This is a genomic window from Sphingosinicella ginsenosidimutans, from assembly GCF_007995055.1.
GTDB classification, from domain to species: domain Bacteria; phylum Pseudomonadota; class Alphaproteobacteria; order Sphingomonadales; family Sphingomonadaceae; genus Allosphingosinicella; species Allosphingosinicella ginsenosidimutans.
In genome coordinates, this window is record NZ_VOQQ01000001.1 from 159716 (window position 1) to 180666 (window position 20951).

The following is a 20951-nucleotide window of genomic DNA, read 5'->3' on the forward strand; positions in this document are numbered from 1 at the left end:
GAGGGGCCGGGAGAGTGCCCGTCGAGGCCTCTCCCTTGTAAAACAGGCCCTCCCCCGACCCCTCCCGCAAGCGGGAGGGAGAGAGAAGAAGAAATGGCAGACCTTCACTTCGAGCTCGTCACCCCCGAGAAGCTGGTCCGTTCCGAGGACGTCTACATGGTCGTCGTCCCCGGCACCGAGGGCGATTTCGGCGTGCTCGCGGGCCATGCCCCGGTCATGTCGACGATCCGCGACGGCGAGCTTTCGGTTTATCGCACCGCCGGCGCCGAGCCCGAGCGGATCGCGATCGAAGGCGGCTTCGCGGAGGTCGGCGATCGCGGGCTGACCGTGCTCGCCGAGAAGGCTTCGGCTTAAGCGCCGCCGACGCGTTTGCCGGTTGCCCTTCGCGCCGCACCCTTGATAAGAACGCGGCCCAACAGGCTTCTTACAGGGATCGATCATGGCTGCGGACGAGAGCGAACGCGCGCTGAAGGCGCATGAGGGCACCTACCAGCGATTCACCGGCCTCATGAAATATGGCGCGGTGATCTGTTTCATCGTCGCCATCCTCGTCGTTCTGATCATCCGCAACTGAACTGGCGCGAAGGGGGGTCGGGGGGATGAAGATCGCGGTTCTGAAGGAAAGCGCCCCCGGCGAGCGCCGGGTCGCCGCAACGCCGGAAACGGTGAAGAAATATATCGCGCTCGGCGCCAGCGTCGCTGTCGAGAAGGGGGCCGGCGAAGCCTCGACCATCGCGGATGCGGATTACGAAGCGGCCGGCGCCAGCGTCGGCGCGCGCGCCGCGACGCTGAAGGACGCGGACGCGATCCTGGTCGTCCAGGGTCCGGAGACCAAGGCTCTGAACGGCGTCAAGGCGGGCGCGTTGCTGATCGGTGCGCTCAACCCGTTCGGTCGCCGGGCCGAGGTTGATGCCTATGCCGCCGCCGGGATCGAAGCGCTGGCGATGGAATTCGCCCCGCGCATCACCCGCGCCCAGAGCATGGACATCCTTTCCAGCCAGGCGAACCTCGCCGGCTACAAGGCGGTGCTCGATGCGGTCGCCGAATATGGCCGCGCGCTGCCGATGATGATGACCGCCGCCGGCACCATCCCGGCCGCCAAGCTGTTCGTCATGGGCGTCGGCGTCGCCGGCCTGCAGGCGATCGCGACCGCGCGCCGGCTCGGCGCCCAGGTTTCCGCCACCGACGTGCGCGCCGCGACCCGCGAGCAGATCGAGAGCCTCGGCGCGAAGCCGATCTTCGTCGAGAAGGTCGCAGGCATCGAGGGCGAGGGCGCCGGCGGCTATGCCACCGAAATGTCCGACGAATATAAGGCCGCCCAGGCGGAGCTGGTCTCCAGCCATATCGCCAAGCAGGACATCGTCATCACCACCGCCTTGATCCCTGGACGGCCCGCGCCGCGCCTGATCAGCGACGCGCAGGTCGCGACGATGCGGCCGGGAAGCGTGATCGTCGATCTCGCCGTCGAGCAGGGCGGCAATGTCGAGGGCGCGGTCGCCGGCGAGGTGGTCGAGCGGCACGGCGTCAAGATCGTCGGCCACAAGAACGTGCCGAGCCGGCTCGCTGCCGATGCGTCGGCGCTCTTCTCGCGGAATCTCTACAATTTCCTGTCCGCCTTCTGGGATGCGGACACCAAGGCCCCCGTCCTTCCCGACGACGACGAGATCGTGAAGGGCGTCCGCCTCACGCAAGGCGGCAAGGTGGTGAACGAGAGACTGCTGGCGTAACAATCCTCCCCCGGCACGAGGAGAGGGACCGCACGAAGCGCGGTGGAAGGGCTGGCACGGTGCTGAGAGGTCCTGGCGCCACGATCGGCAGAGCGCGCAAACTCCGGAAGGCTGTGTCCCTTCCCGAAGTCCTCGATGGGGCGCGTCGCACCTCCCTGTGGCGTGGAGGATTTGTGAGGGCGGCCTTGCTGGCCCTTCTCTGCGCCGCGTGCGGCTCGACGCCGAATCCTCCCAATTCACAGCCTCTCCGCCAGGCGGCCTTCCGTGAAGCTTCCGCCAAGGCATTCCTTCTCACCTGCCCCGGCGCGTCCGGCCGGGCCGAGGTCGCCGCCCAGGCGCGGCGGTTCGACGAGCTCGTCCAGCTCGCGGCGCGCAAGGGAGCGGATTATCCGATCTGGGCGGGAGCCAATGATTATGCCGCGATCGCACGCCAGGGCCCGCGCGAGCGGTGCACAAGCGGCGGCGATGCGTATAATCAGGCGCTGGCGGCCTATTCCGGCGCGTTGGACGGGCTGGCGCGCGCGATCGCGGAGGTTCGGCAATGATCAGATGGTCCCTTCCGTTCCTGGCCGGCGCGATGCTGGCCCTCGTCCCCCCCGCCCCCGCCGCGGCCGGCACCGGCTGGAGCCGGGCGAGCGACCTTTCGGCTTATTCGGCGATGCGCCTTTACGGCGGCATCGCGCGCGAACAGCAGGTGCTGTGCGCCGGCTTCGCGCCCGCCCGGGTCGCCGCGCGGTGGGACGAGCGCTATGGCGCGCGCGAGGCGGCGCTGCGCGACGCGCTCGCGGCGCGGCACGGCGCCGAGGCGGTCCGCCGGGCGGGCGATCCGCGCGCGCTCCGCGAGCCTTGCCGGCCGCTTCCCGACGGCCATTGGGAGCGGCGCTATTCCCGCCTGCTACGGCTGCTCGAAAGCCGCATGGATCCGGCCTGGCCAGGCCTCGCGCCACGCCGGTTAGGGGCGCCGGACTAACCACTCGACAGCAGCGCGCGGCGGGGGCAAGGTGCGGCCCGCAAGGACAGGGGCCGAGTCAGGGGCGACACGGCTCAACAGGGGGAGAGCGATGGACTTCATCACCATCCTGTCGATTTTCGTGCTCGCCTGCTTCGTCGGCTATTTCGTCGTCTGGTCGGTGACGCCCGCGCTGCACACACCGCTGATGAGCGTGACCAATGCCATTTCCTCCGTCATCGTCGTCGGCGCGCTGATCGCCGCGGCCGCCGCCGGCTCCACCGGATCGAAATGGCTCGGCCTCGCCGCCGTGGTCATGGCAAGCATCAACATCTTCGGCGGCTTCGCGGTCACGGCCCGAATGCTCGCCATGTACAAGAAGAAGGAGCGGCGCTGATGCACGAGGTCGCTCACACCCCCGCCTGGGTGATGCTCGCCTACCTGTTCGCGGGCGTCTGCTTCATCCTCGCGCTCCGGGGCCTGTCGAGTCCGGAAAGCTCGCGCAGCGGCAACCGGCTCGGGATCCTCGGCATGGTCGTCGCCGTCGGCACGACACTTGCCTATTACCGGCCGGTGACCGCCGTTGGCGGGACCGATCTGGTCTCCGATCTCGACGCGACTTTATTCGCCGAAATCCTCGCCGCCATCGCGATCGGCGCGGTGATCGGCGTGGTGACGGCGCGACGGATCGCGATGACGGCGATGCCGCAGCTGGTCGCCGCCTTCCACTCCCTGGTCGGCCTCGCCGCGGTGTGCGTCGGCGCGGCGGCCTATCTCAATCCGGCCGCGTTCGGCATCGCCGAGGCGAGCGGGCTGATCCATCCGGGCAGCCGGGTCGAGATGGGCCTGGGCGTCGCGATCGGCGCGATCACCTTCTCGGGATCGGTGATCGCGTTCCTTAAGTTGAACGGCAACATGTCGGGCAAGCCGATCATGCTCCCCGGCCGCCATGTCATCAACCTGGGCACGCTGGCCGCGATCCTGATCCTCATCGGCTATTTCGTCAGCGACGAGGCGCCCTGGGTGTTCTTCACCGTGATGGGCCTTTCCTTCGCGATCGGCTTCCTGCTCATCATCCCGATCGGCGGCGCGGACATGCCGGTCGTCGTCTCGATGCTGAACAGCTATTCGGGCTGGGCGGCGGCGGCGATGGGCTTCACGCTCCAGAACTCGGCGATGATCATCACCGGCGCGCTGGTCGGCTCGTCGGGCGCGATCCTCAGCTACATCATGTGCCGCGCGATGAACCGCAACTTCATCTCGGTGATTGCCGGCGGCTTTGGCGGCGGCGATGCGGCCGCAGGCGGGGCGGGGGCAGCCACGGATCGTCCGTGGAAGCGCGGCAGCGCCGAGGATGCCGCCTTCCTGATGAAACAGGCCGAGCTCGTCATCATCGTCCCCGGCTACGGCATGGCGGTCGCGCAGGCGCAGCACGCGGTGCGCGAGATGGCCGACCAGCTCAAGCATGAGGGCGTCACGGTCAAATATGCGATCCACCCGGTCGCGGGCCGCATGCCCGGCCACATGAATGTGCTGCTCGCCGAGGCGAACGTGCCCTATGACGAGGTGTTCGAGCTCGAGGACATCAACGCCGAATTCGCGCGCGCCGACGTCGCCTTCGTGATCGGCGCCAACGACGTCACCAACCCGGCCGCCAAGACCGACAAGAGCTCGCCGATCTATGGCATGCCGGTGCTCGACGTGGAGAAGGCCAAGACCGTGCTCTTCGTGAAGCGGTCGATGGGCGGCGTCGGCTATGCCGGGGTCGATAACGACCTTTTCTACCGCGACAATACGATGATGCTGCTCGGCGATGCCAAGAAGATGGCCGAGGAAATCGTGAAATCGATGGGCTGAGCGCGCCATGTCGACCAGCGTCAGCTCGATCCTGAACGGCGCCTTCGGGCTGGTCCGCCGTTATCCCAGGGCGGTGGCGGTCTGGGCAGCGCTCTATCTCGCGGTGTCGATCGGCACCACGCTCGTCTGGATGCCGTTCCAGATGCAAATTCTGGCCCCGGCTTCGACCCCGGAGCGGGCGTTCCAGGACGCGGCGCCGCTGTTCGCCGCGTTCGGGCTATTCGGGATCTTCGCGCTCGCGATCCAGATGGTCCTGATCACCGCCGCCTATCGCGCCGTGCTTCGGCCGGGGGAAAGCAGCTTTGCCTTCCTTCGTTTCGGGATGGACGAGATCCGGCAGATCGTCCTCGCGATCGTGATGGTCGTCGGCTTCTATGCGCTGTTGATCCTCGGCTTCGTCGCGCTCGGGTTCGGAGTCGGATTCGTGGCAACCGCCGGCACTGCGGGAGCCGTGGCCGGCGTGATCATCGCCATCCCGCTCGGCATCGCCTTCACCTGCCTGTGCATCTGGCTCGCGGTGCGGCTGTGCCTGGCCTTCCCGCTCATGGTCCTTCGCCGCAGCTTTGCCATCGGTGAGGCCTGGCAACTGAGCCGCGGCCATTTCTGGACGCTGTTCGCCGCCTTCATCGTCGTCGCCGTGCTCTACTTTGTCTGCGCCCTGGTGGTCTCCAGCCTTACGACCGCCTCCTACATGTCGGCGCTGATGACCAGCGGAGCCTATGCGCCGGGCGCCAAGGGAGAAGCCGTGCGGCAGGCCGCGTTGATCCGGGATTTCACGGCGATCACGCCGCTGAAGGTGATCGGGTGGCTTCTGAGCGGCGCCATCGGCGGCATCTTCATCGGGCTCAATGGCGGCGCCACCGCGACGGCGGTGCGCGATCTCACGGGCGACGAAGAGGAACTGGTGCGCCAATTCTCCTGATCGGCCCCGCAATGTCGCGCCGGCCGGCCTCCTCCGAAACGCCGCCGAATTTCATCCGAAACGGATGCAATCGAGCGACAGCTTTCCGACCGGGCGCGAGACTGGAGTGATTTGGGGGTCGTTGTGCGCACACGAACGAAGAAGAGACGCAGACCGGCGCGCGAAGCGACCGGTACGGCCCCGGGCGCGATAAAAACGACTCTCGCGCCATGCCATCCTTGTGAAAGCCGTTCCGGTTCGGAGCGGAAATCTGTTCATCGCCTTTCCCCGAACGGCAATCCTCCAATTCGGAGCCATGCCGGTGGGGGGGAGCATATGACGCAGCAAATGCGGGAAGATGTCCTGGCAATGATCGAATATCGCGACCAGCCGTCGATCCTGGTCTTCGCGGATAGTGACCAAGCCCAGGCGCGCGCGCGCGAGGCGGTCGCCGCCGCCGATTGCCGGATTGCGGCGATGATGGGGCCTGCCGAGGCGTTGACGCAGCTCGATCGATGCGCCGCCGACGTCGTCTATGCGGAGATTGCCGAGGGCGGCGACGAGGCGTGGATCGCGCCGCTGCTCGATCGCCTCGTCGCGGAGGCGGGGGCCGGCCGACGCAGCGTGATCGCCCTCCCCGGAGCCCTGCTCGATCTCGCGGCTGCGCGGGCCTGGCATTCCGGGGTCGATCTGCTGCCCGATCCCGACGAGGCGGAGCGCGCCGCCGCGCTCTCGATCGCAAGCCACCCGCCGGCGGCGCGGCTCAACGATGTGAGCCGGCAAGGCAACGCCCTCCTCCATCAATTGTCGGAGGAAGCCGCGCGGATCGCCAATATCCTGGCGAACCTTTCGGGCGACGAGGCCGGCGGCGAGACGGAGCCCGCGCCGGCCGAGGAGGACGAGCCGGCGATGAGCGCGCCGCAGATCCGCGCGATCATCCGCGCCCGGCGGATGCGCGACCAGTTCTTCCGCGGCGAGCTGTTCGCCGATCCGGCGTGGGATATGCTGCTCGATCTCATGGCCGCGCGGCTGGAACAGAGCCGGGTCGCGGTATCGAGCCTGTGCATCGCGGCCGCGGTGCCGGCGACGACGGCGCTGCGGTGGATCAAGGCGCTCACCGATCGCGACATCTTCATCCGCTCCGCCGATCCGCGCGACGGCCGGCGGGTCTATATCGAGCTGTCCGACGAGGCTGCCCGCGCGCTCAATGCCTATCTGCGCGCGATCCAGCGCATCGCCCCGGCGGTGATCTGACCGCGCGAACCTGCACCTGAACGGCGGTGGCGAAGACTGGTGGGCGCTGACGGGCTCGAACCGCCGACCCGCACGGTGTAAACGTGCTGCTCTACCAACTGAGCTAAGCGCCCTTCGCCGGCCAAGTGGCAGTTTCGCGCCGATGGAGCAAGCCCGCGCGCGACCGCGCAGGCCGGCCGCCGCGGCATCCTGCCCTCGCTCAAAGGCTGCGGATCAGACGCACCGTAACCGCTGCCCAGGGCGGATCGGTGACCACCGTCTGGCGGCCGCCGGCGCCGAGCGGCAGGATGTGTAGCTTGTTGTCCTCGCGCCCGATCAACCGCCCGAACAGGAAGCGCCCGGCCGGGCGGGGAACCAATATGTCGCGATTGAGGGCCGATGCGAACCGTTCCGGCTCCAGTCGATCAAGCCAGATCTCGTCGCCGCTGCGATAGTCACCGCTTCCCGAGGAGACGGTGATCGCGACCAGCCCCGGCGAAGGCTGCGGCGGCACGACCACGCCCTCGCGGCGCGGCGCATGGACACCGTCATGGTCGAGGATCGCGGCCACCGGTACGTCGGCGCGGTCCGGCAGGCGGACGAGATCGGCCGCCTCCACGCCGAGCGCCCCCGCAATCCTGTTCAGCCAGGCCACCGAAACGGTTCGCGTGCCCGTTTCAAGCCGGCCGATCGTCTGGGGCGTTGTCGGCGGATCGCAGCGGTCCGCAACATCCTGGAGAGTCATCTTGCGGGCGCGGCGAACGTCGCGGATGCGGGTGATCATCGTCGATTCTCTAACCGTTTGGGTTAATCATCTTTCCTACATTCGCGCCGGGATGGCAATAGCCCTCATCCCGATTCTCCCTTGAAAGGATGACGATGAGCCGCAACCGGATCCTGGTCGAACGGCCCCTGCCCCGCGACGGTGCGAGGCGTACCGGGCGCGGGGCGCGCCTTTCCCCGTCGGCGCCGCGCACCGTCACCGTCAATCTTGCCGAATCGCCGCTGGGCTGGCTGAGGGCGCGCGGGCTGGTGAGCCGGCGCCAGTTCGACGCCGGCGAGACGTTGCGGGCGGATTGGGAGCGCGCCCAGCTCGACCCGGCGGTGACGATGCGCTGGGATGCCTCGCCCAAGGGCCGGCGCGGGGCCGCGCGCGATCCCGCCGCCGCGACCGATGCCCAGCTTGCCGCGAAACGCCGCTTCGAGGCCGCCGCCGAAGCCGTGGGCGCCGGGCTTGGCGACATCCTCTGGCGGATCGTCTGCGCCGGCGAAGGGATGCGCGAGGCCGAGCGCGCGCTCGGCTGGCCGGCGCGCGCGGGCCGCCTCGTCCTTGGCATCGCGCTCGACCGGCTCGCCGATCATTACCGGATTCCGCGCTCTTAAGGTCGCTTTTACCCGATCGGATTAAGGCCATGGCTTCGACACGAATGAGGGGAAGTCATGCGGCCGGATCCGACACGTTGCCTGCTGCTCATCGATGATGAGCCCGCCCAGCGGCGGCTGATCACCGCGATCGGCGCGCGCGCCGGCTGGTGGGTTCGCGGCGCGAACGATGTGGAGGCGGCGCGCGCGATGATCGCCGATCCGCAGGAGCCGGATTTCGATGCGATCCTACTCGATCACTGGCTGACCGGGGCTGAGGGCGAGGCGCTCGTGCGCGAAGTACGTGCGCTGAACCCGGCCCTTCCGCTCCTCGTCCTCACCGCGCAGACCGGTGTCGCCGCCGCGGTCGAGGCGATGCGGGCCGGCGCCTCCGACTTCCTGGTGAAGCCGCTCGCGCCCGATCGGCTGCTCGCGGCGCTCAATACCGCAACGGATCGGCGCAAGCGCTCCGGGGAGCTGCGCCCGCTTTCGGAAAAGATCGCCAAGACCCTCGGTTTCGAGGAGATCGTCGGCTCCGCCCCCGCCTTCCGTTCGGCGCTCGCCATCGCCGCCAAGGCGGCCCGCGCGCGGGTGTCGGTCCTCATCGAAGGCGAAAGCGGCGCGGGCAAGGAAATCATCGCCCAGGCGATCCACGCCGCCTCCCCCCGGGGCAAGAAGTCGCTGCACACGGTGAATTGCGGCGCGATCCCCGCCAATCTCGTCGAATCGGTGCTGTTCGGGCACGAAAAGGGCGCCTTCACCGGCGCGTTCGATCGCCATATCGGTCGGTTCGAGGATGCCGACGGCTCGACCCTCTTCCTCGACGAGATCGGCGATCTTCCGCTCGACACGCAGGTGAAGCTGCTACGCGTGCTCGAGACCGGCGAGTTCCAGCGCCTCGGCAGCCGCATCACGCAGACCGTGGACGTGCGGATCATCGCCGCCACCAACCGCCGGCTCGCCGACGAAGTAGCCGCCGGCCGGTTCCGCGAGGATCTCTACTACCGGCTCAACGTCGTTCACGTCCCGATCCCGCCGCTTCGCGACCGGATCAGCGACCTTCCCGCGCTTGCCCGCCATCTGCTGAGCCGGATCGCCGAGCAGCCGGGGATGCGCCATCTGTCGATCACCGACGATGCGCTGGCGGTGCTGATGAGCTTCGGCTGGCCCGGCAATGTCCGCCAGCTCCAGAACGCGCTCTTCCGCGCGGCCGTACTGTGCGAAGGCGATGCGCTCACGTCCGCGGATTTCCCGCACATCGCGACCGAGGCGACCTACGGCAAGCGCGCCGACGATTATCACGCCAAGCCGCTGAACGGGCAGTCGCAGACGGCGGCGCTGGCGCACGGTCCCGGCATCACGCTCTATCGGCCCGACGGCAATCTGCGCCTGCTCGAGGAGATCGAAGCCGACGTCATCCGCCTGGCCATCGGCCATTATCGCGGGAGGATGACCGAGGTGGCGCGCCGGCTGGGGATCGGGCGGTCGACCTTGTATCGCAAATTGGGCGAGCTTGGCATCGGCGATATTGCGGCCTGAGCGCTCGAAGCACGGCGCCAACCAATCCTCCGTGTCGCCGCAGGCCATGGGGAGGATTGGGGGCTGCGAGTCGATCGGTCGGCCGGCCGGCGGCGGCAGGATTTGGCGCGCGATCGTCCGGGCACGGGACGACCTGTCCGGGGCGGTTGATCGTGCAGGGATCGGGCCGGTATCCTGCGCCGCGTGCCTCCTCTTGCCCTTTCCGCCCGCGGCGCGTTGCTCGGCCTCGCGCTGGCGCTGACGGCGACCTGCACGGTTCCGCTCGCGCCCAAGCCGGCCGCGGAGACGGGCCGCGTCGAGGTTGGGCCGGAGATCGCCGCCTTCTACCGCGGCCGCGATTTCCGGCCGCTCTGGACGGACGGGCGGACACTTCGGCCTGAAGCCTATCAGCTCGCCCGCCAGGCCCGATCGCCCGCGCTCGATCGGGCCGTCGCGGCGGCGCGCGGCGGCGAGACGGCGGCGCTGGTGCGTGCCGATCTGCTGCTCTCGAAGGCCTATGTCGCTTATGCCGCCGCGCAGGACCGCGCGCCCGCGCAAGCCGACATGCGCTATGTCGAGCCTGGCCTCGCTCCGGTCGCCAGATCGCCGCGCGCATTGCTCGAGGCGGCGGCGGCCTCCCCCGCCTCGGCGCTGCGCCGCAACCCGGCTTATGACGGGCTGGTGCGCGGCCTCGCGCGCTATCGCGCGAGCTGGGGGCGGCTGCCGCAGACGCGGGTGACCGGGCCGGGCGAGGCGCTTCGCCGCCGTCTCGGCGCGGCCAGCGATGCCGAAGTCACTGCCCGGCTCCGCGCCTTTCAGGACATCCATGCCCTGCCCGTCACCGGCCGCGCCGATCCCGCGACCATCGCCGCGCTCAACCGCGGCGCCGCGCATTACGAGCGGCTGATTGAGGCGAATATCGCGCGCGCCCGCGCGATCCCGGCGCGGCCCGGCGGGCGGATGGTGCTGGTCGACACCGCCGGCGCGCGGCTGTGGATGATCGAGGACGGCCGCATCGCCGGATCGATGCGGGTGATCGTCGGCAAGGAGGGGATGGCGACCCCAGCCTTCGCCTCGACGATCCGCTATGCCGCGCTCAACCCCTATTGGAACGTGCCGCCCGATCTCATTCGCAAGCGCGCACAGGGGGCGTTGCGCCGCGGCCCGGGCGTGATCGCGGCCGAGCATCTGGAGGTGCTGTCGGACTGGTCGCCGGGCGCGCGGCGGCTGGATCCGCGGCGGGTCGATTGGCGCGCGGTCGCGTCGGGCCGCCGCTACGTGAACCTGCGCCAGAGCCCCGGTCCCTGGAACATGATGGGGCGGATCAAATTCATGTTCGACAACCCCTATGGCGTCTATCTTCACGATACGCCGCTTCGGGAGTTGTTCGATCGGGCCGACCGGCGCGAAAGCTCGGGCTGCGTCAGGCTGGAGGATGCGGCGCGGCTCGGCCGCTGGCTGTTCCGTGGCCGGCCGCCGGCGCCGACCGGCGCGGCCGAGCAGCGCGTCGACCTGCCCGATCCGGTGCCGGTCTATATCATCTACCTGACCGCGATCCCGACCCGCGACGGCGTACGCTTCCAGCGGGATGTCTACCGGCGGGACCGGGCGGTCTCTTAACCTCTCTCTCCCTGCGCCTTCATCGGCGCGATCACCTGTTCGGCGAAGCGGTCCATTTCCTCCGCCTGCGGGCTCATCTGCAGCAGAAGGAGGTCGAGCCCGGCCGCCTCATATTCCTCGATCCGTTCGCGAATCTGCTCGGGCGTGCCGACCAGGTTCGGGCGCAGGCCACGATTGGAGACGCTATATTCGCGCACCTTCAGTTCGCGCTCCAATTGCGTGCCGGACAGCCACTGGTCGAAATTGGCGAAGCCCGGCGGCGGCTCGGGCGGAAGCTGGCTGATCCGCTCCAGCTCCCCCTGCGCCTCCGCCTCGCTGTCGCGGACGATCGCATAGGCGGCCATGCCGAACTTGAGCGGGGTTTCCTGACCCACGTTCGCACGCCGCGCCGCCATGTCGGCGATCTTGAGCGCGATCGCCTCGACCGGATCGCCGTGCATCACATAGGCGTCGCACTTAGTGGCGATCATTGTCTTGGCCGCCTCGCTCTCGCCGCCGGCATAGATGGTGGGGCGCGGCTTCGCGACCGGCTTGGGCTCGCAGATCGCATTCTCCAGCCGGTAGCGCGCGCCCTCATGGGTGAATCGCGCCTGCGTCCACAGCCCGTCGACCACGTCGAGCCATTCGCTGGTGCGGCCATAGCGATCGTCATGTTCGTCGAACTGCAGGCCATATTGCCGCGCCTCGTCGGCCCACCAGGAGGAGACGACGTTGAGTGCGAGCCGCCCGCCGGCGATATTGTCGATGTTCGCCGCCGCCTTGGCGAACAAGGCCGGATGGTGGAAATTGGGGCGGACGGCGACCATGAGGTCGATCCGCCGTGTGACCGCGGCGAGCGCGGCGGCGGTGGACCAGGCGTCGAGCGCCGGCTGCTCCACGCCCTTGATGTCGTTGAGATTGAGCTCGGCGATCAGGCTGAGATCCCAGCCCGTCTCCTCGCTGCGCTGGGTGAGGCGCTTCACATACTCCCAGCTCGCCTCCATCCCTTCGTCGGGGATGTTCCGAAGCCAGCCGCCGAACACCGGCATCCAGTAACCGAACCTCATTGCCGCGCCTCCGCGATCTTCGTCTCCAGCAGGTCGACCAGCCGCTCGTGCGGGTCCCATCCCAGGACTTCGAGCGGCTTGGCCACAAAATTGGACAAGGCATTGATATCGTAGAAGCGCGGCACGCCGTCTCGATCGTCGATCAGCACCTCGATCCCGCCGACATCCAGCCCCGCCGCCGCTGCGATCCGCTCGGCCGCAGCGATCAGCTCGGGACCGGGATCGACCGCCGTCATCGCGACCGCCGCCCGGCCCGGCGCGGCGACGCAGGCGTCCGCTGGGCAGAGATCGAAGCCTCCGCCGCTTTCGACCTCGATCGCATAGAGGAAGCGTCCGGCCAGCGTCTCCAGCCGCAGGATCGTGCCGCCCCGCGCCGGCACATAATCCTGGACGAGCAGCACCTTGTCGACGCTGTCAGGGAGGAACCGCTCCGCCACCCCCTCGCGCAGCTCGGCCGCGCTGTCATAGCGAACGATGCCGGCGCCCGACCCGCCGATATTGACCTTGAGCACCAAAGGATAGGCCATGCCCTCGGCAGCGGCGACGATGTCCTCGCGGCGGTGGACGATGCGGGTCTCGGGAATGGCGAGGCCGAGGCCCGCGATCAGCGAAAGCTGGCGCGCCTTGGACGTGTCGATCGCGAGCACCTCCGGCCCGTTCAGCACGGTCGCGCCATTGGCCCGCCAGTGCGCAAGCAGGGCCGAGGCGTAGAAGATGCCGTGCTCGGGATCGCGAAGGAAGCTCGACATCGCGACCCGGCTCAACACCACCGGGGCCGGGATCGTCCGGTCGGCCGGATCGAAATGATGGCCGGAAAGATGAATCGGCGCATAGGCGATGCCGCGCCGGTCGAGCGCTGCGAAGAGCGGCCGGAACCATTCCGGATGCTCATAGAGAATGGCGAGTTCGGGCGTCACCTTTGTCCATTCGCATGGCGGGCGGGGAACGGCCCTCAGGCCGGGGTGAGCGCGGCGTCCCTCATGCCCCGCCAGACGCGCAACGCCTGAAGCGTTGCCGGCACGTCATGGACCCGAAGCAGCTGGGCGCCCTGCTCGGCCGCCTTCAACGCGAAAGCGATCGATCCCGCAAGCCTTTGATCGACCGGCGCCGCGTTCGAAAGCGCGCCGATGGTCCGCTTGCGGCTCGCGCCGAGCATGATCGGGCAGCCGAGGCCGTGGAGCATGGCGAGCCCGTTCATGATCGCGAGGTTATGCTGCACCGTCTTGCCGAAGCCGAAGCCGGGATCGACCAGGATGTTCGCGCGATCCACGCCGGCTTCGATCGCCGCCGCGATCCGTGCCTCCAGCCAGTCGTAGATTTCCAGGAGGACCGGCCGATCGTAGCGCGGATCGTCCTGCATCGTCGCCGGATCGCCCTTGTGGTGCATCAGAACGACCGGGCAGCGGGCCGCGGCGGCGACCTCGGCCGCACGCGGATCGAAGGTCAACGCCGAGACATCGTTGATCATCCGTGCGCCCGCGGCGAGCGCGGCTTCCATCACCGCGGCCTTGCGCGTGTCCACGCTGACGGCGGTGCCCCCGCCGGCGAGGCGGCGGACCACCGGCTCGATGCGCGCGATCTCGTCGCCCTCCCAGACGGTCTGCGATCCGGGGCGGGTCGATTCGCCGCCGACATCGATCAGCGCGGCGCCAGCGGCGGCCATTGCGAAGCCGGCTTCGATCGCCGCCTCGACATCGCCGCCCTGGCCGTCGCCGGAAAAGCTGTCGGGCGTCACGTTGAGGATGGCGGCGACCTGTGGCTGATCGAGCCGGATCACCCGTTCCCCGAGCCGTAGCGGCGCGCGCGACGTGGTGAGATTCGTCCAGGCGACGCGCGCATCCTCACCCAGCGAGTCGAGCCGCGCCTCGAACCCGTCGACCGGCACAAGCTCGACCCCATCGTCGCGGACGATCTCGACCGCCGCGAACCAGAGCAGGCCGCCGGCGAGCCGCGCGACCTTGCCGTCATGCCCGAACGGCGCATCGACGAAGCCGGTGGGGCGAAGATAGGTCCTGGCGGCCATCGCCGCCTATCCGAGCGCGGCGAGATATTGCTGGCGGAGCGCGTCGAGCGGCACCAGCCGGCCCGCATCCTCCATGTGCCAGAACGTCCATCCGTTGCAGCTCGGCGCGCCCTGCACGGCGGCGCCGATCTTGTGGATCGACCCCTGCTGCCCGATCGCATCGATCGTCGCATCGGCGCGTACCCGGGCGGTCCAGCGGCGGCGGGCGTCGGTGACGGTGGTGCCCGGCACGATGAGCCCGCTTTCGACGAGCGCGCCGAACGGCACCTTGGGCTGGGCGGCGCGCGACGGCATGATCTTCATCGCGCTTTCGTCGAGCTCGAGCGTCGAATCGATCCGCGCGCGGGCGACCTTCACGTAGCGGCTCTCGCGCTCGATCCCGATCCACTGCCGCCCCAGCCGCCGGGCCACCGCGCCGGTGGTGCCGGTGCCGAAAAAGGGATCGAGGACGACATCGCCCTTGTTCGTGCAGGCGAGCAGGACCCGGTAGAGGAGCGCCTCGGGCTTTTGCGTCGGATGCGCCTTGCCGCCTTCGCCGTCCTTCGCCCGCTCGCCGCCCGAGCAGATCGGGATCACCCAGTCCGAGCGCATCTGGAGTTCGTCGTTGAGCGCCTTCATCGCGCGATAGTTGAACGTGTAGCGGCTGTCCTCGCTGCGCGACGCCCAGATCAGCGTCTCGTGCGCGTTGGTGAAGCGCGTGCCGCGAAAGTTCGGCATCGGGTTCGACTTGCGCCAGATGATGTCGTTCAGGATCCAGTAGCCGATGTCCTGGAGCGCCGCGCCGACCCGGAAGATGTTGTGGTAGGAACCGATCACCCAGAGCGTTCCGTTCGGCTTCAGGATGCGCCGCGCTTCCCTGAGCCAGGCGCGGGTGAAGCGGTCATAGGCCTCGAACGTGTCGAACTTGTCCCAATCGTCGTCCACCGCGTCGACCCGGCTCCCCTCGGGCCTGAACAGGTCGCCGCCGAGCTGGAGATTGTAGGGGGGATCGGCGAAGATCATGTCGACACATGCGTCGGGGAGCGCCGCCATCGCCTCGACACAGTCGCGCTGGAGGATCTGGCCGACCGGCAGATCGATCGGAAGCGCCCTTTGCGCGCGACGCTCCGCGGTCGCGATCCGTGTCGCCATGTTCATCTTTCATAACCCCCACCAGACGGACGATCATGGTGAGTCAGCCGGACTCCGCGGTCAAGTTCAAAGCCTTGGCCGCGCGGATTGAGACCGCGTCACGCCGCGCGAACGAAAGGAGTCCCCTGCTAGATGTGGTGGCTCGGGGCCCGCGGCGGACTCAACCCAAGGTGGTGTGGCCGCGAGGACTCAAGCCGCCAAAATCCTCCTCCAGGCGCGAGGAATCAGAGGCCCAGAGTCAACTGCCTCACCGGCGCGAAGCTCCGGCGGTGAAGCGGCGTCGGGCCGAGTTCGGCGAGCGCGCGCTGGTGCTCGGGGGTCGGGTAGCCCTTGTTGCGCTCCCAGCCATAGCCGGGATGGGCGCGCGCATGTTCGGCCATGATCCGGTCGCGCGTGACCTTGGCGATGATCGAGGCGGCCGCGATCGACCGGCACTTCGCGTCCCCGCCGACGATGGCCAGGCTCGGGCGATCCCATTTGGGGCAGCGATTGCCGTCGACCAGGACCATCGCGGGTTCGATGCCGAGCGCGTCCACCGCCCGCGTCATCGCGAGCATCCGCGCCCAATAGATGTTGAGCTCGTCAATCTCCTCGACCGAGGCAATGCCGACGCCCCAGGCGCAGACCCGGGTGAGCCGGGCATAGATCGCCTCACGCTCCTTTTCGGGGATCGCCTTCGAATCATCGATGCCGCGCGGGAAGCGGGTGCGATCGAGCACCACCGCCGCGGCGACGACCGGCCCGGCCAGCGGCGCGCAGCCTGCCTCGTCGACGCCGGCGACCGGTTCGGGATGGATCTTCTCAAGCTTGAAATCGGGCCGCGCCATTCGCCCCAGCCTAACCGCGCCGCCCCTCGCCATTCCAGTGAAAGCTGGAAGGAGGCTTCATTTCCTGTGGATTACCCGATCCGCCACGGCGGGTAGCGGCGGTTCTCACCGGCGCGGTAGAGGCAGATCAGGTTGCCGTGCGGATCGCGCAGCCGCGCCTCGCGCCACATCCACGGCTGGTCGGTTGGCCCATGTTCGAAGCGCAGGCCCGCGCGGGCCAGCCGCTCCACCGTGCCGTCGAGATCGTCGCACTCGAAATAGACCGTCGCGCCCCCCGGCCCGGCATCGTCGGCGGCCCGGTGGATCGAGAGGGTCGCGCCGCCCGGCGCCTCGAAGCGCGCATAATCGGGCGGGTTGGCGACGATCGGCATGAGACCGAGCGACTCATAGAAGGCGAAGCTCGCTTCATAATCGTCGAGGCCCAGGGTGACCTGGTTCAATCGCATCTCGCCGCCGACGTCGAGCCGCACCGCCCCCTGCCCCATCGGGCCGTGCCCCTGGCCGAGCCCCGGCGCGTCACGCAGCGCCAGGCGAACGAAGCGGCGTGCGCGATCGACCGCCTCGGGGAGCGGCAGGCCGCGGGCGAGGAACAGGGCAATGGCGCTGGCGAGCGTGCAGCCGGTGCCGTGCGTGTCGCCCGTGGCGATCCGCCGGTCCTGCCAGCTTGTCATATTGTCTTCCTCGATCAGCGCGTCGACCAGCGCCTCGCCGCTGTCATGGCCGCCCTTGATCAGCACGGCGCAGCGATGATCGGAGACGAGGCGGAGCGCCGATGCCACCGGATCGTCGCCGGGCGACAGGCGCTGAAGCTCGGGCAGGTTGGGCGTGACGACGGTGGCGATGTCCATCAGCCGGCGAAAGGCGGCGATTGTGCCCGCATCCGCGAGCACGCCCCCGCTGGTCGCGACCATCACCGGATCGAAGACGATCGGAACCGATCGGTCATCGGGCAGATAATCGGCGACCGCATCGGCGATCTCGGCCGATCCGATCATGCCGATCTTCACCGCATCGACGCCGAGGTCGTTCACGATCGAATCGATCTGCGCGACGACGAGATCGGTGGGCACGGTCGCGACCTGCTGGACACCGATCGTGTTCTGCGCGGTGATCGCGGTGATCGCGGTCATCGCGTGGCCGCCGAGCATCGTCACCGTCTTGATGTCCGCCTGGATGCCCGCCCCGCCGCCGGAATCGGAGCCGGCGATGACGAGGATTCGGGGCGTCTCAAGCAGCGCCGCGCCGTCTTCGAGCACGGCCGTCGGCGGAGCGAAGGGCGTGGTCCGCCGCACCATGTCGCTGAGCGATCGGAAGCGGGTCATGCCGGCCCTTTGCGCTGGGTGGAGGCGGGATGTTTCGCGAGCAGATGCGCCGGTCGGATCGGCCGCCGCTCGAAATTGCCGCCGCAATTGGGGCAGATGCCGCCGAGCGGCCCGTCGGCGCAGGGGGCGCAGAAGGTGCATTCGAAGGTGCAGATCCGCGCGTCGGCGCTTTCCGGCGGCAGATCGCGTCCGCAGCGCTCGCAATCGGGCCGAAGCTCCAGCATCAGGCCGCCTGCACCGCCGCGCAGATCGAATCGACCACGTCCGCAACCAGTGCCTCATCCTCGCCTTCGGCCATCACGCGGATCACCGGCTCTGTTCCCGACTTGCGGATGAGCAGGCGGCCGCGCCCCGAAAGGCGCGCTTCGCCCGCTGCGATGGCGTCCCGGACCGCGGCGGTCTCGAGCGGTGCGCCGCCCTCGAAACGAACGTTCTTCAGCAGCTGCGGCAGAGGCTGGAACAGGTTCAGCACTTCGCTCGCCGGGCGCCCGGCCTGGACCAGCTCGGCCAGCACCTGGAGCGCGGCGACAAGGCCGTCGCCGGTGGTGCCATAATCGGAAAGGATGATGTGCCCCGATTGCTCGCCGCCGACATTGAACCCGCCGGCGCGCATCTGCTCCAGCACATAGCGATCGCCCACCGGGGCGCGGACGAGGGCGATCCCCTGCCCCTCAAGGTAGCGCTCAAGGCCGAGGTTGGACATCACCGTTGCGACCAGCCCGCCGCCGCGCAGCGCCCCGCGCTGGTGCCAGGCCGTGGCGATCAGGGCCATCAGCTGGTCGCCGTCGATGATCGTGCCGGTCTCGTCCACGACGATCAGCCGGTCGGCATCGCCATCGAGCGCAATGCCGATATCGGCGCCGGTCTCCACAACCGTTCGCCTCAGCAGGCCCGTGTCGGTCGATCCGCATTCCTCATTGATGTTGAGCCCGTTGGGCTCGACCCCGATCGCGACCACCTCCGCGCCAAGCTCCCACAGGGCCGACGGCGCGACCTGGTAGGCCGCGCCGTTCGCGCAATCGACAACGACCTTGAGGCCATCGAGCCTGAGATCGGCCGGAAAGGTCGCCTTCGCGGCGTGGATGTAGCGCCCGCGCGCGTCCTCGATGCGCTTGGCGCGACCGATCTGCTCGGGCGGCACCAGGAGGGGCTGCGCCTCGAGCAGCGCCTCGATCGCCGCTTCGTCCTCGTCGGACAGCTTGTAGCCGTCGGGGCCGAAAAGCTTGATGCCGTTGTCCGCGAACTTGTTGTGGCTGGCGGAGATCATCACGCCGATGTCCGCGCGCATCGACTGGGTCAGCATCGCCACCGCCGGCGTCGGCACCGGGCCGACCATCACCACGTCCATGCCGACGCTGGTGAAGCCGGCGACGAGCGCCGTTTCCATCATGTAGCCGGACAGGCGCGTGTCCTTGCCGATGACGACTCGGTGCCGGTGGCTCCCGCGCAGGAAGTGCGCGCCGGCGGCCTGGCCGACCTTCAGCGCCATTTCGGCGGTCATCGGCATCTGGTTGGTGCGGCCGCGGATCCCGTCCGTGCCGAAGAATTTGCGGGTCATGACAAGGCCCAATAGCGCGATGGATGATTAAGGGCGAGTATGCGGCTGGCCCGCGTTCCGCGCGGCGCGGCGTCACAGGGTGCTTTTCCGCCGGATGGAGGGCGGCTAAGCAAGCCGCATGTCAAAGGCCGGACGCATCCTCTTCGCCCTCGTCGCCGGCCTCGTGCTCGGCATTGTCGCAGCCCGCGTGGCGCCCGGCCTCGCGGCGGGCGCAGCCACGGTCGCCGAGCCGATCGGCGCTCTTTGGCTCAATGCGCTCCAGATGACGATCGTGCCGCTGGTCGTCGCCCTCCTCGTCACCGGCATCGCTGCATCGGCCGAGGCGGCCAAGGCCGGTCGGCTGGCGGTCAAGGCGCTGGTTCTCTTCGTGATCCTGCTCTGGTCTTCCGCACTGGTCGCGGCGGTGATGACACCGCTCCTGCTCGATCTCTTCCCGCTGCCCGCCGCCGCCGCGACGGCGCTTCGCCAGGCGCTGACGACGACCGCGCCGGTCGGCCAGGTGCCGGGTTTCGGGGATTTCGTGCGCGGCATCGTGCCGACCAATCCGGTGACCGCGGCCGCGAGCGACGCGATCCTGCCGCTGATCGTATTCACCCTCGTTTTCGCCTTCGCCGTCATCCGTCTCGGACCCACGCAGCGACGGCTGATCGTCGATTTCTTCAAGGCGATCGAAAATGCGATGCTGATCGTCATCAACTGGGTCTTGTGGATCGGCCCCGTCGGCGTCCTCGCGCTCGCTTATGTCGTCGGCGTCCGTGCCGGCAGCGCCGCCTTCGGCGCCCTGCTCCATTATGTCCTCATCGTGACCGCGACCGGCACGATCGTCTGGCTCGCCGCCTGGCCGCTCGCCTTGTTCGGCGCGCGCATCCCTCTCGGCCGCTTCACCCGCGCCCTGCTGCCGAGCCAGGCGGTCGCGCTGTCCACGCAAAGCTCGCTGGCAACCCTGCCGGCGATGCTGAAGGCGACGGATCGGCTCGGCATCCCTGTCGCGCCTGCCGGCATCGTGCTGCCGATGGCGGTCGCGATCTTCCGCGCGACCGGGCCGGTGATGAACCTCGCTGTCGCCATCTATGTCGCTTACTGGTTCGGCGTCGATCTGACGCCGATGCGCCTTGCCGCCGGGGTCGCCGCCGCAGCGGTGACGACGATGGGCGCGGTCGGCATTCCGGGCCAGGCGAGCTTCATCACCTCGATCGCCCCGATCTGCATCTCCATGGGAGTTCCGATCGAGCCGCTGGGCCTGCTGATCGCGGTCGAGACCCTGCCGGATCTCATGCGTACGCTCGGCAATGTCAGCATGGACGTCGCGGTGACCGCGACGGTCACGCGCAACAGCGATCTCGGCCGTGCGCCGACGCCGGAGGAGACGGCGTGACGAGCCGCGGTTTCGCGCTCGCGCTCGGGGTCCTGCTGGTCCTGATGGGCCTTGCCGGCTTCGTCCCCCAGCTGATCCGCCCGGCCGGAGGCGTCCACGGCCTGTCTCTCGATGCCGGGCGCCCTCTCTTGTTCGGCTGGTTCGGCGCCACTGCGCTGCACAATGTCGTCTATGCCGCGATCGGCGTCGCCGGGATCGTCGGGAGCCGCAGCCTGACCGGCGCGGTGAGCTGGTGCCGCCGCGCGGGCCTCGCCTTCTTCGTGCTGATGCTGTGCGGCGTCGTGCCCCATCTCGACACGATGTTCGGGCTGATGCCGCTCTACGGCAACGATATCTGGCTGAACGGCCTGCTCTGGCTGCTGTGCGCCTATTTCGGCTGGCTCCACCACAATCCCCCGCCCCCGGCGCCGGAGGCGGAACGGGAAATCTGACCGCCATCCTCTTCGTGAGGAGAATTTGAGCGATCCTCTAGCGTCAGGGCGGCCCGCCCTTTAAAAGGCGA

The 20951-nt window shown here is 68.9% G+C and carries 23 protein-coding genes and 1 tRNA gene; 14 read left to right on the forward strand and 10 right to left on the reverse strand.

The annotated features are described in order from the left end of the window. Window positions 1-93 precede the first annotated feature (93 nt). From FRZ32_RS00860 to FRZ32_RS00900, 9 genes are all read left to right on the forward strand, one after another. A complete protein-coding gene (locus FRZ32_RS00860; RefSeq protein WP_147041718.1) occupies window positions 94-354 on the forward strand; it encodes an ATP synthase F1 subunit epsilon in 261 nt (86 codons plus the stop codon). Between the two features lie 85 nt (window positions 355-439). Next, window positions 440-574, forward strand: coding sequence for an aa3-type cytochrome c oxidase subunit IV (locus tag FRZ32_RS00865; protein ID WP_147041719.1), 135 nt, complete (start codon window positions 440-442; stop codon window positions 572-574). A 25-nt stretch (window positions 575-599) separates the two neighbouring features. Then, a complete protein-coding gene (locus FRZ32_RS00870; RefSeq protein WP_147041720.1) occupies window positions 600-1727 on the forward strand; it encodes an NAD(P) transhydrogenase subunit alpha in 1128 nt (375 codons plus the stop codon). A gap of 185 nt (window positions 1728-1912) precedes the next feature. Continuing rightward, window positions 1913-2272 carry a hypothetical protein gene (locus tag FRZ32_RS00875; protein WP_147041721.1) on the forward strand — a complete coding sequence of 120 codons (360 nt, stop codon included), beginning with the start codon at window positions 1913-1915 and terminating at the stop codon, window positions 2270-2272. Then, window positions 2269-2697 carry a hypothetical protein gene (locus FRZ32_RS00880; RefSeq protein WP_147041722.1) on the forward strand — a complete coding sequence of 143 codons (429 nt, stop codon included), beginning with the start codon at window positions 2269-2271 and terminating at the stop codon, window positions 2695-2697. The genes FRZ32_RS00875 and FRZ32_RS00880 overlap by 4 nt, the downstream gene beginning before the upstream one ends. 91 nt (window positions 2698-2788) lie before the next feature. Then, window positions 2789-3073 (forward strand): proton-translocating transhydrogenase family protein, encoded by a 285-nt coding sequence (locus FRZ32_RS00885; RefSeq protein ID WP_147041723.1) that lies wholly within the window; start codon window positions 2789-2791, stop codon window positions 3071-3073. Further along, entirely contained in the window at window positions 3073-4533 is a 1461-nt protein-coding gene (locus tag FRZ32_RS00890) for an NAD(P)(+) transhydrogenase (Re/Si-specific) subunit beta (protein ID WP_147041724.1), read from the forward strand. Before FRZ32_RS00885 ends, FRZ32_RS00890 begins: the two co-directional genes overlap by 1 nt. Before the next feature lie 7 nt (window positions 4534-4540). Further along, a complete protein-coding gene (locus tag FRZ32_RS00895) occupies window positions 4541-5455 on the forward strand; it encodes a hypothetical protein (protein ID WP_147041725.1) in 915 nt (304 codons plus the stop codon). 327 nt (window positions 5456-5782) lie between these two features. Continuing rightward, window positions 5783-6688, forward strand: a complete 906-nt coding sequence (locus tag FRZ32_RS00900; RefSeq protein ID WP_147041726.1) for a helix-turn-helix domain-containing protein — start codon at window positions 5783-5785, stop codon at window positions 6686-6688. A 37-nt stretch (window positions 6689-6725) separates the two neighbouring features. Here the strand turns inward: FRZ32_RS00900 and FRZ32_RS00905 are convergent. After that, window positions 6726-6801 (reverse strand) — tRNA-Val (locus tag FRZ32_RS00905). Window positions 6802-6887: 86 nt separating this feature from the next. After that, complete coding sequence (locus FRZ32_RS00910) at window positions 6888-7451, reverse strand: helix-turn-helix domain-containing protein (protein ID WP_147041727.1); 564 nt, start codon at window positions 7449-7451, stop codon at window positions 6888-6890. Between the two features lie 95 nt (window positions 7452-7546). On the opposite strand from FRZ32_RS00910, the gene FRZ32_RS00915 reads away from it, so the two are divergent. The 3 genes from FRZ32_RS00915 to FRZ32_RS00925 all read left to right on the forward strand — a co-directional run bounded on the left by FRZ32_RS00915 (window position 7547) and on the right by FRZ32_RS00925 (window position 11167). Then, entirely contained in the window at window positions 7547-8050 is a 504-nt protein-coding gene (locus FRZ32_RS00915; RefSeq protein WP_147041728.1) for a DUF6456 domain-containing protein, read from the forward strand. A 57-nt stretch (window positions 8051-8107) separates the two neighbouring features. Further along, window positions 8108-9568 (forward strand): sigma-54-dependent transcriptional regulator, encoded by a 1461-nt coding sequence (locus FRZ32_RS00920; protein ID WP_147041729.1) that lies wholly within the window; start codon window positions 8108-8110, stop codon window positions 9566-9568. Between the two features lie 183 nt (window positions 9569-9751). Continuing rightward, complete coding sequence (locus tag FRZ32_RS00925; RefSeq protein ID WP_147041730.1) at window positions 9752-11167, forward strand: L,D-transpeptidase family protein; 1416 nt, start codon at window positions 9752-9754, stop codon at window positions 11165-11167. Here FRZ32_RS00925 and FRZ32_RS00930 read toward each other — a convergent pair. The 8 genes from FRZ32_RS00930 to glmM all read right to left on the reverse strand — a co-directional run bounded on the left by FRZ32_RS00930 (window position 11164) and on the right by glmM (window position 19074). Continuing rightward, window positions 11164-12213 carry an LLM class flavin-dependent oxidoreductase gene (locus FRZ32_RS00930; protein ID WP_147041731.1) on the reverse strand — a complete coding sequence of 350 codons (1050 nt, stop codon included), beginning with the start codon at window positions 12211-12213 and terminating at the stop codon, window positions 11164-11166. The genes FRZ32_RS00925 and FRZ32_RS00930 overlap by 4 nt on opposite strands. After that, entirely contained in the window at window positions 12210-13130 is a 921-nt protein-coding gene (locus tag FRZ32_RS00935) for an ATP-grasp domain-containing protein (protein WP_147041732.1), read from the reverse strand. The genes FRZ32_RS00930 and FRZ32_RS00935 overlap by 4 nt, the downstream gene beginning before the upstream one ends. A 35-nt stretch (window positions 13131-13165) precedes the next feature. Continuing rightward, window positions 13166-14236: a dihydropteroate synthase gene (gene folP / locus FRZ32_RS00940; RefSeq protein ID WP_147041733.1), complete on the reverse strand. Its 1071-nt coding sequence runs from the start codon at window positions 14234-14236 to the stop codon at window positions 13166-13168. Window positions 14237-14242: 6 nt separating this feature from the next. Further along, on the reverse strand, window positions 14243-15373 hold the full coding sequence (locus FRZ32_RS00945; RefSeq protein ID WP_147041734.1) for a site-specific DNA-methyltransferase: 1131 nt from the start codon (window positions 15371-15373) through the stop codon (window positions 14243-14245). 218 nt (window positions 15374-15591) lie between these two features. Next, complete coding sequence (locus FRZ32_RS00950; RefSeq protein ID WP_147041735.1) at window positions 15592-16194, reverse strand: ribonuclease HII; 603 nt, start codon at window positions 16192-16194, stop codon at window positions 15592-15594. 71 nt (window positions 16195-16265) lie between these two features. Beyond that, the gene (thiD, locus tag FRZ32_RS00955; RefSeq protein ID WP_243445151.1) at window positions 16266-17516 is read right to left on the reverse strand and encodes a bifunctional hydroxymethylpyrimidine kinase/phosphomethylpyrimidine kinase; all 1251 of its coding nucleotides are present in this window, start codon (window positions 17514-17516) and stop codon (window positions 16266-16268) included. Continuing rightward, on the reverse strand, window positions 17513-17740 hold the full coding sequence (locus FRZ32_RS00960) for a DUF1272 domain-containing protein (protein WP_147041736.1): 228 nt from the start codon (window positions 17738-17740) through the stop codon (window positions 17513-17515). The genes thiD and FRZ32_RS00960 overlap by 4 nt, the downstream gene beginning before the upstream one ends. Beyond that, window positions 17740-19074: a phosphoglucosamine mutase gene (glmM, locus tag FRZ32_RS00965; RefSeq protein ID WP_147041737.1), complete on the reverse strand. Its 1335-nt coding sequence runs from the start codon at window positions 19072-19074 to the stop codon at window positions 17740-17742. The genes FRZ32_RS00960 and glmM overlap by 1 nt, the downstream gene beginning before the upstream one ends. 118 nt (window positions 19075-19192) lie before the next feature. On the opposite strand from glmM, the gene FRZ32_RS00970 reads away from it, so the two are divergent. Both FRZ32_RS00970 and FRZ32_RS00975 read left to right on the forward strand, forming a co-directional pair. Continuing rightward, window positions 19193-20449, forward strand: coding sequence for a dicarboxylate/amino acid:cation symporter (locus FRZ32_RS00970; protein ID WP_147041738.1), 1257 nt, complete (start codon window positions 19193-19195; stop codon window positions 20447-20449). Continuing rightward, window positions 20446-20880 (forward strand): DUF4383 domain-containing protein, encoded by a 435-nt coding sequence (locus FRZ32_RS00975; protein WP_147041739.1) that lies wholly within the window; start codon window positions 20446-20448, stop codon window positions 20878-20880. The genes FRZ32_RS00970 and FRZ32_RS00975 overlap by 4 nt, the downstream gene beginning before the upstream one ends. Window positions 20881-20951 lie beyond the last annotated feature (71 nt).

Bases quoted from the DNA above. Each gene is read 5' to 3' on its own strand.
- FRZ32_RS00860 (WP_147041718.1), top strand. From the start codon at position 94: ATGGCAGACCTTCACTTCGAGCTCGTCACCCCCGAGAAGCTGGTCCGT.
- FRZ32_RS00865 (WP_147041719.1), top strand. From the start codon at position 440: ATGGCTGCGGACGAGAGCGAACGCGCGCTGAAGGCGCATGAGGGCACC.
- FRZ32_RS00870 (WP_147041720.1), top strand. From the start codon at position 600: ATGAAGATCGCGGTTCTGAAGGAAAGCGCCCCCGGCGAGCGCCGGGTC.
- FRZ32_RS00880 (WP_147041722.1), top strand. From the start codon at position 2,269: ATGATCAGATGGTCCCTTCCGTTCCTGGCCGGCGCGATGCTGGCCCTC.
- FRZ32_RS00885 (WP_147041723.1), top strand. From the start codon at position 2,789: ATGGACTTCATCACCATCCTGTCGATTTTCGTGCTCGCCTGCTTCGTC.
- FRZ32_RS00890 (WP_147041724.1), top strand. From the start codon at position 3,073: ATGCACGAGGTCGCTCACACCCCCGCCTGGGTGATGCTCGCCTACCTG.
- FRZ32_RS00895 (WP_147041725.1), top strand. From the start codon at position 4,541: ATGTCGACCAGCGTCAGCTCGATCCTGAACGGCGCCTTCGGGCTGGTC.
- FRZ32_RS00900 (WP_147041726.1), top strand. From the start codon at position 5,783: ATGCGGGAAGATGTCCTGGCAATGATCGAATATCGCGACCAGCCGTCG.
- FRZ32_RS00910 (WP_147041727.1), bottom strand. From the start codon at position 7,451: ATGATCACCCGCATCCGCGACGTTCGCCGCGCCCGCAAGATGACTCTC.
- FRZ32_RS00915 (WP_147041728.1), top strand. From the start codon at position 7,547: ATGAGCCGCAACCGGATCCTGGTCGAACGGCCCCTGCCCCGCGACGGT.
- FRZ32_RS00920 (WP_147041729.1), top strand. From the start codon at position 8,108: ATGCGGCCGGATCCGACACGTTGCCTGCTGCTCATCGATGATGAGCCC.
- FRZ32_RS00930 (WP_147041731.1), bottom strand. From the start codon at position 12,213: ATGAGGTTCGGTTACTGGATGCCGGTGTTCGGCGGCTGGCTTCGGAAC.
- folP (WP_147041733.1), bottom strand. From the start codon at position 14,236: ATGGCCGCCAGGACCTATCTTCGCCCCACCGGCTTCGTCGATGCGCCG.
- FRZ32_RS00945 (WP_147041734.1), bottom strand. From the start codon at position 15,373: ATGAACATGGCGACACGGATCGCGACCGCGGAGCGTCGCGCGCAAAGG.
- FRZ32_RS00950 (WP_147041735.1), bottom strand. From the start codon at position 16,194: ATGGCGCGGCCCGATTTCAAGCTTGAGAAGATCCATCCCGAACCGGTC.
- thiD (WP_243445151.1), bottom strand. From the start codon at position 17,516: ATGACCCGCTTCCGATCGCTCAGCGACATGGTGCGGCGGACCACGCCC.
- FRZ32_RS00960 (WP_147041736.1), bottom strand. From the start codon at position 17,740: ATGCTGGAGCTTCGGCCCGATTGCGAGCGCTGCGGACGCGATCTGCCG.
- glmM (WP_147041737.1), bottom strand. From the start codon at position 19,074: ATGACCCGCAAATTCTTCGGCACGGACGGGATCCGCGGCCGCACCAAC.
- FRZ32_RS00970 (WP_147041738.1), top strand. From the start codon at position 19,193: ATGTCAAAGGCCGGACGCATCCTCTTCGCCCTCGTCGCCGGCCTCGTG.